Annotated in this window: 6 protein-coding genes and 1 pseudogene; 3 read left to right on the top strand and 4 right to left on the bottom strand. The window is 73.1% G+C overall.

Features of this window, described 5'->3' with window-relative positions; translation table 11 throughout:
* From AOK00_RS28235 to AOK00_RS28245, 3 genes are all read right to left on the bottom strand, one after another.
* Positions 1-722: carbohydrate ABC transporter permease (locus AOK00_RS28235; protein ID WP_055603078.1), on the bottom strand; the 722-nt coding region annotated here is incomplete at its 3' end.
* On the bottom strand, positions 719-1684 hold the full coding sequence (locus AOK00_RS28240) for a carbohydrate ABC transporter permease (RefSeq protein ID WP_055603079.1): 966 nt from the start codon (positions 1682-1684) through the stop codon (positions 719-721). The genes AOK00_RS28235 and AOK00_RS28240, both read right to left, overlap by 4 nt.
* A 59-nt stretch (positions 1685-1743) precedes the next feature.
* Positions 1744-3066, bottom strand: a complete 1323-nt coding sequence (locus AOK00_RS28245; protein WP_055603080.1) for an ABC transporter substrate-binding protein — start codon at positions 3064-3066, stop codon at positions 1744-1746.
* A 334-nt stretch (positions 3067-3400) separates the two neighbouring features.
* On the opposite strand from AOK00_RS28245, the gene AOK00_RS28250 reads away from it, so the two are divergent.
* The gene (locus tag AOK00_RS28250; RefSeq protein WP_055603083.1) at positions 3401-6178 is read left to right on the top strand and encodes a glycosyl hydrolase; all 2778 of its coding nucleotides are present in this window, start codon (positions 3401-3403) and stop codon (positions 6176-6178) included.
* A 93-nt stretch (positions 6179-6271) separates the two neighbouring features.
* Here AOK00_RS28250 and AOK00_RS28255 read toward each other — a convergent pair whose 3' ends face one another.
* On the bottom strand, positions 6272-7297 hold the full coding sequence (locus tag AOK00_RS28255; RefSeq protein WP_055603081.1) for a LacI family DNA-binding transcriptional regulator: 1026 nt from the start codon (positions 7295-7297) through the stop codon (positions 6272-6274).
* Positions 7298-7701: 404 nt separating this feature from the next.
* Here AOK00_RS28255 and AOK00_RS28260 point away from each other — a divergent pair, with 404 nt between their 5' ends.
* Positions 7702-12582: a hypothetical protein gene (locus AOK00_RS28260; RefSeq protein WP_055603082.1), complete on the top strand. Its 4881-nt coding sequence runs from the start codon at positions 7702-7704 to the stop codon at positions 12580-12582.
* 236 nt (positions 12583-12818) lie between these two features.
* Positions 12819-13203, top strand: a pseudogene (locus tag AOK00_RS28265) (branched chain amino acid aminotransferase); the annotation flags it as partial.

A 13203-nucleotide genomic window follows, 5' to 3' on the forward strand; every position in this document is an offset into this window, starting at 1 on the left:
GGCCAGAAGAAGTCGTTCCAGGCGGCCATGAAGGTCAGCAGGCCCAGGACGGCCATGCCGGGCCGGGCGATCGGCACCACGATCGACCAGAAGATGCGGGCGGTGGACGCGCCGTCGACCCGCGCCGCCTCGATCAGCTCGTCCGGCAGCGTCTGCACCAGGTACTGGCGCATGAAGAACACCCCGAACGCGGACACCAGGCCCGGCAGGATCACCGCCTGCAGCTGGTTCACCCAGCCCAGCTCGGCGATCAGCATGAACAGCGGGATCACGCCCAGCTGTGGCGGGATCATCATGGTGCCGATCGTGATCGCCAGCAGCGCGCCGCGGCCCCGGAAGCGGAGCTTGGCGAAGGCGAAACCGGCGAGCGTGCAGCAGAGCACGGTGCCGAGGGTGATCGAGCCGGACACGATGAGGGAGTTGAGCAGTGCCTTGCCGATGTCCGCCTCTTCGAGGACCGCCTCGAAGTTGCGGATCAGGTTCGGTCCCGGCAGCAGCGTCGGCGGCACCTTCGCCAGGTCGGCGTTGGAGCGGCTCGCCGCGACGATCGTCCAGTAGAAGGGGAACGCGGAGAACAGGACGGCGACGACGAGTATCCCGTACGCGAGCGGGCCCGCGTGCAGGGTGCGGCCGGCCCGGGAAGGGCCTCGTGCCACGGTGGAGCCGGGCGTGCGGCCCGCCCGGGAGGGGCCTCGCGTCAGGGTGGAACCGGGCGCGGTCATCGGCCGGCCTCCTTGCGGGAACGGCGGCGCGCGATCAGGGCGTTGACCCCGACGAGCACCACGATGAGCAGGAACATCACCCAGGCGATGGCGGCGGCCCGGCCCAGGTGGAAGAAGCCCCAGCCCTGCTCGTACATGTACAGGCCGAGCGTCTGGTACTGGTGCGAGATGCCGCCAGAGATGGACCCTTCGAGGAGCAGCGGCTCGCCGAACAGCTGGGTCGCGCCGATCGTCGAGACGATGACGGTGAACAGGATCGTGGGCCGCAGCCCCGGCAGCGTGACGTGGAAGAACTGGCGCCACCGCGAGGCCCCGTCCATCGCTGCGGCCTCGTACAGCTCATGGGGGATCGACTGCATGCCGGCCAGGTAGATCAGCGCGTTGTAGCCGGTCCAGCGCCAGATGACGACCGTCGAGACGGCGATCTGCGAGGCGACCGTGCCGTTCTGCCAGTCGACGGGGTCGACGCCGACCAGGCCGAGCGCGTAGTTGATCAGACCGAAGTCCCGCCCGAAGAGCTGGGCGAAGACGAGGGTGGCGGCCGCCACCGACGTCGCGTACGGCAGGAGGACAGCGGTCCGCAGGAAGGTGCGGCCGCGCATCCTGTAGTTCAGCAGATGCGCGAGTCCGAGGGCCATGACGAGCTGCGGCACGGTGGAGAGCACACCGATGGTGAACGTGTTGCGCAGCGAGAGCCAGAAGTACTCGTCGCGGAAGAGCGCGGTGTAGTTGCCGAGGCCGCGCCACTCCATGTCGCCGGGAGTCTGGAGCTCCACCCGGTAGAGCGAGACGAAGGCCGTGTAGAGCAGCGGGAAGAGCCCGAAGGCGACGAACAGGGTGAAGAACGGGGCGAGGTAGGCGTACGGCGAGAACGACTGCCAGGCCCGCCGGGCGGACCCCCGCCGCGCGGGCGGCGGGACCGGCTTCGGCGGGGCCGGCGTCTCGGATGCGGTGAGGGTCACGGCGCGGCCCTTCGGAGAAGTGGGAGGAGACGTGGAGAGGCGGGATCCGGCGGCGGAGGTCAGCCGACGGTGTTCGCGACCCCCTTCTTCGCGTTCGACCAGGCCTTCTCCGGCGAGGTCCCCTTCCGCTCGACCTCGCTCAGCGCGTTCGTGATCTGCTGCGCGATGTTCTGGTCGTGCACGCCGAGCACCTGCACCGGGGCCGCTTTCGCCGCGTCACCGAAGATCTGCCCGATGGGGGCGTCGGAGAAGAACGGGTCCTTCGCGCCGGCGACCTTCTCGATCGCGCCCGTGGCGGAGGGGAAGTTGCCCTGCTTCTGGAAGAGCTTCGTCTGCTGCTCGGGGGCGGTGAGCCACTTCACCAGCTCGTACGCCTCCTTCTTGTGCTTCGCCGCCTTGGGCACCGCCAGGTAGGAGCCGCCCCAGTTGCCGGCGCCGCCGGGGAGCGTGGCGACGTCCCACTTGCCCTTGCCGGCCTCACCGGCCTGGCCCTTGATGTAGCCGAGCATCCAGGCGGGGCACGGGATGGTGGCGAAGGACCCGGCCGCGAAGGCCTGGTTCCACTGCGGCGACCACTGGTCGAGCTTGGCGCTCAGCCCGTCCTGGGCCGCCTGGACGGAGTGGTCCCAGGCGGCGCGCAGGGCGGGGTTCTCCTCCCAGATCAGCTTTCCGGAGGCGTCGTAGTACCGCTCCTTCTGCTGCCCGATCATGATCGAGTAGAGGCTGCCGACGCTGTCGAGCCAGGCGCTCTTGCCGGGGGCCTTCGCCTTGTACTGCTTCCCGAGGGCCAGGTAGCCGTCCCAGGTGGACCACTTCCTGGCCAGCTCCGCGCGGTCGGTGGGGAGCCCGGCCTGCTTGAAGAGGTCGGTGCGGTAGCACATCGCCTCGGGACCGACGTCGGTGCCGAGGCCGAGGACCTCGCCGCCCTTGCCACTGGCGGCGGCCCACTTCGCCGGGGCGAACTGGTCCTTGAGGGCTTCCGCGCCGTACTTCCTGAGGTCCTCGAACCGGTCGGCCTGCTGCTGGGTGACGGAGGCGATCCGGCCCACCTCGATGCCCTGCACGTCGGCGAGTCCGGCCCCACCGGCGAGCCGGGTCTGGAGGGACTTCCAGTAGTCGGCCTCGTCCTCGGTGTCCGTCTGCTTGATGGTGACACCGGGGTGGAGCTTCTCGTACTCGGCGTAGAGTCCGGCCTCCTTGTACCCGAAGGAGCCGAACAGGTCGACGGTGATGGTGACCTCGCCTCCCGCGCCGTCGGTGGACGTGTCGTCCGACGCACCTCCGCAGGCGGCGAGCAGGGCCCCGGTGAGCGCGACCGCCCCCAGGCGGACGACGGCTCTCCTGGCGGCTGTGGTCGTGACGGCGGCTCGGGCGATGGGCATGGGAAGCCTCCCTTGGCTCCGGAACGAGCGAGAGCGAACTGAGAGCGCTCTCAAGCGTGCGGGGGGAGCGTGCCTGGGGTGGAGCCCATCCGTCAAGGCTCGAAGGCGTAACGGACGGGATGAGCCGTCAAGTCCGGCCTGTGTTCAATCTCTTGACACACGTGTTTCGGCGGTTTTACGTTTCCGGCGTCTTGAGAGCGCTCTCTCGCGGTGTTCGCCCAGGCGTCCACCGCGAGATCGTCCCCTCTCCCGGCGTATCCCCTCTCCCACGTATCCCTCTCCCCACGTGTCCCCGCCGTGCCCCACTCGTCGCGAACGACATGAGGTGCCGTACATGCCAGCCCCCCGCACAAGGCCGGCCGCCGCGCTGGTCCTGGTCTCCGCCCTCGCCGCCCTGGGACTCGGCCCCGCCGCCGCCCCGGCGGCAGCGGCCACCGTCCCCACGGGCGCCGGAAGCTACTCCGACACCCGCCCCGCCGGAACATCCGGCCCCACCACCAACACCGGCGCCCCGGTCACCCCCAAGGTCACCGCCGCCGCCCAGGGCAAGCCGGTCCCCACCAACGACTGGTGGTCCTCCCTCGCCTTCCAGCGCTACGGGGACAACCCGTACTCCACTCCCATGTACGGCCACCCGCTCACCTACCAGGCCGTCGCCGGCGGCCTGGAGCTCGGCTACCCGACCACCCCCGCCGTCGTCGGCGACGGGCGCCAGTACGAGTTCGCCCACAAGGCCGACCTCACCCTCGGCCTCACCGGGCTCAACTCGCCCGACACCAAGGCCGACGCCTGGTCCGACTGGACCGTCACCCCCTACTGGTCCGACGGCGCCCGCACCCTGCGCACCACCATCGGCCACGGCATGCCCTTCGTGTACGCCAAGGGCACCGGCGGCGACGCCAGGATCACCACCGCCGGCACGCCCGCCGTCTTCGCCGACCAGGGCAACGTCCTCGGCATCACCGTCGCGGGGCACCACTACGCGCTCTTCGCACCCAGCGGCACCGACTGGACCGTCTCCGGCTCCAGCGTCACCGCGGGGCTCGGCGGCAAGGACTACTTCTCCGTCGCCGTCCTGCCCTCCACCGACGCGCTCGCCACCTACCGCAAGTACGCCTACAGCTTCGTCACCGGATCCACCGTGAACTGGAGCTACGACGCCGGCACCGTCCGCGCCACCTACGCCCTCACCACCGAGGCGAAGGAGGGCACCGAGCGCGGCACCCTCCAGGCGCTCTACCGCCACCAGTGGCTGCACACCACCGACCCGCTCACCCCGTACACCTACGTGTCACCCCGCGGCACCATGAAGGTCCGGGAGTCGGCCTCGTTCACCACCAGCCAGAAGGCGGCCGCCACCCTGCCCGGACTGCCGGGCGGCAGCGGCGTCGACACCGCCCGCCTGCGCGGCTATCTGAACGAGGTCGCGAACTCCGCCGACCCGTTCTCCGGGGCCGTCGACACCTACTGGACCGGCAAGGCCCTCGGCAAGCTCGCCCAACTGGTGCCGCTCGCCGACCAGATCGGCGAGACCGCGCTCCGCGACAAGCTCCTCGGCCAGATCAAGGGCCGGCTCCAGGACTGGTTCACGGCCGGCGGCGCCAACGAGTTCTCGTACGACACGGCCTGGAAGACCCTCACCGGCTACCCCGCCTCGTACGGCAGCGACACCGAACTCAACGACCACCACTTCCACTACGGCTACTACGTGTACGCCGCCGCGATCGTCGCCCAGTACGACGCGGGCTGGGCCGCGGACTCCGCCTGGGGTGCGATGGTGAAGACCCTGGTCCGCGACACCGCCAACCCCAGCCGCACCGACACCGCCTTCCCGTTCCTCCGCGGCTTCGACGTGTACGCCGGACACAGCTGGGCCAGCGGACATCAGGGCTTCGCCGCCGGCAACAACCAGGAGTCCTCCTCCGAGTCGACCAACCTCAGTGCCGCACTCGTCCTCTGGGGCTCCGCCACCGGCAACACCCAACTCCGCGACCTCGGGACGTACTTGCTGACCACCGAGGGAGAGGCCATCGCCCAGTACTGGTTCGACGCCGACCAGCAGGTCTTCCCCGGCGCCTTCCAGCACGACACCGCCGGCATGGTCTGGGGCAGCGGAGCCGCCTACGCCACCTGGTGGACCGCCAACCCCGAGGAGATCCACGGCATCAACGTCCTCCCGGTGACCGGTGGTTCACTCCACCTCGGCGGCCACAAGGACGCCGTCCGCCGCAACATCGCCGAGATGGAACGGGAGAACCCCGGCCCCGCCGTCGAATGGCGCGACATCCTCTGGGAGTTCCAGTCCTTCGCCGACCCGGCCGCGGCCAAGGCCAAGTGGGACGCGGGCCATGCCGGATACACCCCGGAGGCGGGGGAGTCCAAGGCCCACACCTACCACTGGCTCACCGCACTCGACACGCTCGGCGCCCCCGACGCGACGGTCACCGGATCCATCCCCACCTCCGCCGTCCTCACCAAGGGCAGCACGCGGACGTACGTCGCCCACAACCACGGCGCCACCGCCCGTACCGTCACCTTCTCCGACGGCAAGTCCCTCTCCGTGCCCGCACGTTCCACCGCCACCGGCACGGGGGCGGGCGGTACCGATCCCGACCCGGGCCCGGGGCCGTCCACCGGCAACACCTTCCAGCTCCGCACGGGCGGCGCGCTCACCACGGCCACCGGAGCCACGGCGGGCAGTGACACCGTCCTCTCCGCCCAGGGCGGCAACTACGACGGCACCCCCAACCGGCCGGTCGTCTACACGGCCAGGGGAGTCAACGGCACCCTGAGGGCGGGCGGTTCCACCGCCTTCCGCCTCCAGATCGACGCCGGCACGGCCGTCGGCCTCGGCCAGCAGGCCCGGATCAGCTACGACCTCACCGGTGACGGCACCTTCGAACGGACGGAGACGTACCACTACTTCGCCACCGACCCGGTGACCGGCTGGGAGGAGTACGCCCAGTCCCGCGGCCTCAAGTCCGCCACCGGAACCCTCGGCAACCTGACGGGCGGCACGGTGCGCCTGGAGGTCTGGAGCGCGATCGGCAACGGCGACTCGCGCGTCCAGACGGGCACGGACCGGTCGGTGGTGGTCATCCCGTACGACTGACCGTCCGAGTTCCTCGGAGAACGGAACGGCGGGCCGGGTTCCTCCTCACCCGGCCCGCCGTCCCGTGCGCTCCCGCGCTCCCCGTCCTCCGGTTCAGGCCGAGTCGCGGAGCACGAGCGACGTCGGGGTGATGACGGACGCGGGGGACGCGGGCCCGGTCCCGTCGAGCAGTCGCATCAGGAGCTTCACCATCAGCCGGCCCATGTCCTCGATGTCCTGGTGCACGGTGGTCAGGGAAGGGGACGTCCTGCGCACCACCGAGGCCATGTCGTCGAAGCCGACGACCGCCACGTCCTCCGGCACCCGCACGCCACGCTCGCGCAGCGTCAGCAACGCACCCGAGGCCATCAGGTCGTTGGCCACGAACACGGCGTCGACGTCGGGCCGCCGGTCGAGCAGCTCCGCCATCGCACGGGCGCCGCTCTCCTCGGTGAAGTCGCCCCGGGACAGCAGGGTGGGATCGGCGTCGATCAGAACGTCGCGATAGCCGTGGAGGCGGTCGATCGCGGACGTCTGGTCGTCCGGACCGGAGATGTGGGCGATGTTCCGGCGGCCGAGATCCACCAGGTGCCGCACCGCCTCACGGGCGCCCCCGCGGTTGTCGCAGTCGACGAACGGCACGGCCGGACTCGTCCCGGGAGCCGGCCGCCCGCCGTACACCACCGGGATGCGGGTCCGGTCGATGACGGCCGGCAGCGCGTCGTCGTTGTGCAGCGAGAAGGCCAGCGCGCCGTCGACGTGCCCGCCCCCGAGATAGCGGGCGATCCGGTCGTGATCCCCCGGACCCTCCACCCACAGCAGCACCAGCTGGGCGTCGTGCGCGGTCAGCTCCCGGCTGATGCCCCGTACCTGCTGCTCGAAGAACGGGTCCGAGAAGATCCGGAACTCGGGCTCCGCGATGATCACCGCCACCGCGCCGTTGCGCCGGGTGACCAGCGTGCGGGCCGCGTGATTGGGCACGTAACCGAGCTCGTCGACCGCCCTGCGTACCTTCTCGACCAGCGGAGGCCGTACGCCCGCGCCCCCGTTGACGACCCGCGAGGCCGTGGCGCGGGAGACGCCGGCGCGGGCGGCGACGGCTTCCAGCGTGGGGCGGGGTCCCGTGGTCTGCTCGGGCAAGGCGTGCGCTCCTCGGCTGCGTGGGTGGGGCTGGGTGTCCGCGTGCGGTGTGCGTTCCTGTGCGGATCAGGATATCTGTAGCCCCCACCCTCTGAGAGCGCTCCCAGAACGAACGTCTCCCACCCCTGGGGGAAACGCCGCCGAACCCTCCACCGAACCGGCCGCACGCGCCGGCTGACCGGCTGGACCACCACGGGCGGTCACTGGCTGTGCGGCGGGCCGGAGGGGGCGGGCGGTCGGTGAGGCTGCTCCCGCGGGAGCCGGTTCGGTGGTGCACCCGTTCCGGTGGGGACTTTCGGAGGTGCGCCCCCGTCCCGGTGGGGACGTGCGAAGGTCCACCCCCGTTCCGGCGGTGAACACCCCGCTGCTTCGGGCCTGTCAGTGGTGCGTGCGACGATCCAGTCATGATCGCCTCGCTCGAAGCCCTGGTACCCGCCAAGGGCAGCACGCACGTCTCGACCACGTACGCCGACTGGGTCGCCGCCCACGACCCGGACGCCGCCGCGGCGGCCCGCGACCTCAACGAGGCCATGGGGGCCGAGCTGAACCGGTCGTGGACGAAGCCCGGCGCGTTCGTCGACGCCATGGCGTGGCGGGCGCGGCAGCTGCCCATCGCGCACCTGCCGTGGTTCTGGGACACCGTCGGGCATCGGCTGATCGGATACGGGAGCCGCCCCGGCGGCCGGGCCTACGTGGCCGCGCGGGCCGCCGAGGCCGAGCACGGGCTGGCCGTGGACCCGGCCTACCGGCGCGCCAACGGGCTGTTGTTCGCCCGTGGCGGGGCCATGCCCGCCAAGGAGTTCGGGGCACACCAGAAGTTCCTCGCCGAATCGCTCGCACCCGTCGAGGCGTATGCCGCGCTCGGTGCGTTCCTGACCGCCTGGGCCGGGTCGAAGGCCGATCTCCCGGCCGACCTCGTGCGCCGCGTCCGGGCCTCCGCCAAGGCCGCCGGGCACGGGGACGACGAGGTCGCGCGCGTGGTCGGCGAGATTCTGTCGGTCACCCGGAAGAAGTCCGTGCCGGACGCCCTTCTCGTCGGCGCCGAGCCGGTCCTGACGGCTCACCCGCCGACGGACGGGATCGCCGCCGGACTCGTCGAGGTCTTCCCCGAGAGCGTCACCGACGGCGGGGCCTGGCTGCGGGTGCTGATCGGGTGCGGCGCCACGGAGGCGATGGAAGCCGGACGGCTCGTCCCGGAGGGCGGACTGCACCACTGGGTCGGCCACTTCGTCCACATGTACCAGTACACGCGCGCGTCCGGCGGCGGAGTCACGCGCCAGCAGCTGCCGTCCGAGTTCCTCGACCTCGTGGGCAGGCTCGGGCCGCGGCTGCGGGCCGCGGGCGACGCCGTGACCGTGCACACCACCCGCCACCACTACCAGGGCTTCGACGCCGACGTCCTGGACGCCTGCCTGGCCGCCGGGGTCACCGTCGTCGACCCCGGCCCCGAGACCCGGATGCGCTTCTGGGGCGAGCGGTCCCGGCGGGACCTCACCGCCCTCGCCGCCGACCCCGTGTTCGGCCCGCGCCTCGAAGGCACCGTGCACGCCCGTCTGAAGCCAAACTGGTACGGAGCACCCGCCCGCAAGCCCGGATCGGCCGTGACAATGCTCCCCGGCAACGAGGGCATCGCCCACGAGGTAGCCGTACGGGTCGGCAAGCTCGTCGACGTCGTCGGGGGCGGCGGCATGGCGGGCGCCGAGGAGTCCGTCGCCGAGCTGGAGACCCTCCTCGACCGGCCGACGGTGACGGCGCTCGGCGGGATCGGCGACGCCCTCGCGGGCGCGTCCGCCGGCGGCGCGCTGCGGCGCTCGCTCGCGGCCGGCCTGCCGGAGGAACTCGCCTGGCCCGCGCTCGAGGCCGTGTACGAGGAGTTCGCGGCCGACGGCGTCGACGCGGCCGGAAAGCCGGAGACGGAAGGCGCGGCCGCCCCGCTCACCGCAACCGAACCGCTCGCCGGGGCCGCCCCGCTCGCCGCGGCCGACGGGCTCCGTGCGGCCGACGAGCTCAGCGCGGTCGACGCGATCGGTGCCGCCGGACTCCCCGGCGTGGCCGGGGTGACCAGCACCTGGCCCGTGCTCACCGTCTTCGGGCGCGACCGCGCCGTCGCCGTCGCCCCGGACGGGGTGCGCGGCTCCTGCCGGTTCACGGTGCCGGAGGACGCGACCATGTTCGCCGTCCACTACGTCGGTGGTTCGTTCCTCGTCAGCTGGAGCCTCAAGCCGAGCCCGTACTACTGCGACACCGCCGTCTGGGCCGACCGCCCCGAGGAGCCGTTCACCCCGGAGGAGCAGGGCGGCCTGGTGCCCTTCGGCGGCAGCCTGGACGGGGCGTACGGCTTCCAGTTCGAGACCGCCGACGGAGGCGGGCGGCACGGCGGCCTCCGGGTGACCCGGCCCGGCGGCACGGAGGGCATCGACCGGGAGGAGCTGCAGCTCGGCGACGGCACCCGGATCTGGACCAACGCCGTCTACGGGCGACGGCCGTGGGAGGTCGTCGACCCGGTCACCGGCGAGCGGCAGGGCGCGACGCCGCTGCCCGACTTCCCGGGCCGCCTCGCGAGCACCGATCCGGCCCTGGAGCCGTCCGAGGCGGACAAGACCCTGGCCAGTGAGGCGCTGCACCTCGCGCCGCTGCCCGCCGGCATGACCGATTCCCCGCTGGGCAGCCGGGACGGACTCGTCGGCACCCGGGTGCTGTACCGCACCCGCTACCGCGACAACGCGCCGGACCACTACCTCCTGGAGAGCATCGACGGCCGCAAGGCCCGCTTCGACATCGACCGGCCCGGACAGGAGCCCTGGGGACTCTGGGCGGCGCCGGAGGGCGCCGTGGAGGACGTCGTCCTCGCCGAGGCGCAGACCCGCACGGGCGTGCGCGCGTACGCCGCCGACGGCGTCCTGCTGTGGGAGCTGGACGGCCACCACTCGCCCACCCATCCGCGCGTGAAGCCGGTCCGCCGCGCCACCGCGTCCCACGGCGTGGCCCTGCCGCCCGCCTTCTGGTACCTGCTGCGGACCCGGGACACAGCCGGTTCCAAGGCGCTGCGGACCGTGGAACAGACGACGGCCGACACCCTCCTGGCCGCCGCCCTCGACGGCGCGGAGGCGCTGCGTGCCGCCGTGGCACGGGAGTTGCCCGAACTCACCGCCCCGGTCCTGGTCGAGGCCGTCGTCGCGGTGGCCGAGCGCGCCGCCCGCGTGGAGCGGCGGCGGCGCGCCCTGCACCGGCGCGTCACCCTGCTCGCCGAGGCGCCGCCCGTCCTGCCGAGCCGCGCGGTGCCGGACACCGAGCTGATGCCCGCGCTGTGCGGTCTCGTCGTGGACGGGAAGGACGACACCTGGCGGCGGAGCCGGGACGTCGCCCAGCCCGCGACCCTCAGCGCGCTCGCCGCCGACGGCGCCTGCCTGGCCGGGACGATCGTGGAGGAGGTCCGGCGGCTCTCCCCGCCCGCCCTGCCGCACGACTGGTCGCAGCTGCTCGGCGCGATCGACGCCGTCGCCTGGCGCGCGGCGGTCGCACCGACCCCGGACCCGGAGCGGGCCGCCCTGCGCGCGCTCCTGGAGACCTGGGCCGACCAGCCGTTCGCCCGCGAGGGCGGCCGGTGGTGGGTCGGCCGCACGCCCGGGGCGGGGCCCCTGGACGGGCTGAGGCAGGGCGGGACCGCCGTGGCGTCCGCCGCGCGGTGGGACGCCGGGCAGGCCTGCTGGTTCGTCGCCCCCGCCAGCGGCGCGACGGACGACGACCCCGTGCCGGCGGCGGTCGCCGACGCCCGGCTCGTCCGGGTGGACCGGGACGACGCGGCCCGGCTGCGGGCCCTCCTCGCGGCGATCGACGCCCATGGCCCCCTCCCCGTACCGGAGTCGGCCGCGGCGCGGTTCGCCGCGCTGACGGGCGTACGCCGCCCCGTGGCCCGGCTCGTGGTCGCCGGTCTCGTCGGCCGCGCCGACCGGGACGAGGGCCGCGCCCTCGCACGCAAGGCGCCGTACAAGGCCAGCCCGATGACGGCCGAGGCCTACGAGAAGCTCCGCGCGCGTCTCGGCGGAGCCGGCCGGAGGGCCGTCCTCGCGGCCGCGCTGCCCGACGACCCGGCCGAGCTGTGGCGGCCCGGCGGCGTCGACGCGGCCGTGGAGCGGATGGCGGACGTGTGGCGGCAGCGGATCGGCGGGCTGCCCGCCGTGCACGACGAGGCGGCCGACAGCCTGGAGGCCGACCTCGGCCTCTCCGAGGTGTGGGCACGACGCCTCGCGGGCGGCTACGAGGCCGCCGAGGACACGACGGTACCCGCGGTCGGCTGGGACCTCGCGGCGCCCCGGTACGGCCTGGGCGTGGAGGTGAGGGCCCTGCCTCCGGCGGGACCCGAGCTGCCCTACGGCACCCCGGTCGGCCTCGCGATCGAGCAGATCGCGAGCGCACTGGTCTGGGCGTGGACCGACCGGCCCGTCGGCGACCCCGCGACGGCCGGCGCGACGGCCCTCCACGAGCGGCTGCGGGCCGAGCTGAACCGTCCGGAGCTCCTCGTCGAGCTGCCCGGCGGGCGGGTCCAGGACACCTCGGCGCGGATCGCCGAGCGGTTCGGGCCCGCGACGCTGCCCGTGTCCCTCGACCGCCGGAAGGAGGAGGGCGAGATGCCGGCCATGACGGCGTACGACTCCGGCCCCCTGGTGGTGTGCGCACCCGGCGGCAACGCCTTCCTGCGGCCCGCCGAGGCCGCCGACCCCGAAGTGTGGCGCCGGGTCCGCGGGACCACCGACCTCGGGGAGGAACTGGACCGGGTGGCACCGCTGCTCGCCGGCGGCGGACTCGACCGGATGATGCTGCGGGCCGGCTCCGGAGCCGTTCCGGACGGCGTGTACGAGGCGGATCCCCGGCAGTCCTGCCCGGAGCTGGTCGCGCGCGTGGCCGACGAGTTCGGCGCCGGGACCGACGCTGCCGCCCTGTACCTCCAGCTCGCGACGCTGGCCGCCCCCACCGACCGGAACGTACGCAGGTGGAACGGCTGGACGACCAAGCGGCACGCGGAGGTCCGGGCGGAACTCCTCGCCACCGGCGTGGTCATCGAGGCCAAGCGGGCGCGGGCGGGCCGGACCCTGTTCCTGCCCGGCGAGTGGACCGAGCTGAAGTCCCCGCACCTCCCCCTGGAGAAGGTGAAGCTGGCGAGCCACCGGGTGCGCCCGATGTGGGGCAACCAGCTCCGCTCCCCGTTCGTACGGTTGCTGCCGACGGCCCCGCTGCACGAGATGTTCGCGGAGGCGTGGGAGCGAGAGCGGGAGCAGCGGGCCTGACGTGGGTGGCGGGGGTCCCCGCTCGGTCGTCGTCGGGTACCGGCGAGGTGCGCGGCACCTCGATCCCGGCGAGGACGGCACCGGTGACCCCCGCCCCCGGCGCCTTGGGCATCGCCTTCCGCCGCGTCCCAACTCTCTTGCGTGGTCGGGCAGTCGGTCGTTACGGTGCCCGAGCCGTCAGTCATCATGGAGTACGCACGCGCCGTTACCGAGCGCCCACCGAGAGGTCCCCCGCGATGAGTCTGCGGTTCACGCTTCAGCCCAATCCCGCTCCCACGAGTGCCGAGCGGCGCGCCGAGATCCTCACCGACCCCAAGTTCGGCCAGTACTTCACCGATCACATGGCCCGCGCGGTGTGGACGGCGGACCGCGGGTGGAACGACGCGGTGGTGGTTCCGTTCGCCCCGATCCCCATGCACCCGGGGGCCGCGGTCCTGCACTACGCGCAGGAGATCTTCGAGGGGATGAAGGCCTACCGGCACGCGGACGGATCGGTCTGGACGTTCCGTCCGGAGGCCAACGGCGAGCGGTTCGCCCGCTCCGCGCGGCGCCTGGCCCTTCCCGAGCTCCCGCTGCCCGCCTTCCTCGAATCGGTCACGGCCCTCGTCCGCGCGGACGAGG

This window comes from Streptomyces aureus, from assembly GCF_001418135.1.
Taxonomy (GTDB): domain Bacteria; phylum Actinomycetota; class Actinomycetes; order Streptomycetales; family Streptomycetaceae; genus Streptomyces; species Streptomyces aureus_A.

Excerpts from the sequence above, each read along its gene's own strand:
- AOK00_RS28245 (WP_055603080.1), bottom strand. The coding sequence starts at position 3,066 with ATGCCCATCGCCCGAGCCGCCGTCACGACCACAGCCGCCAGGAGAGCC.
- AOK00_RS28250 (WP_055603083.1), top strand. The coding sequence starts at position 3,401 with ATGCCAGCCCCCCGCACAAGGCCGGCCGCCGCGCTGGTCCTGGTCTCC.
- AOK00_RS28260 (WP_055603082.1), top strand. The coding sequence starts at position 7,702 with ATGATCGCCTCGCTCGAAGCCCTGGTACCCGCCAAGGGCAGCACGCAC.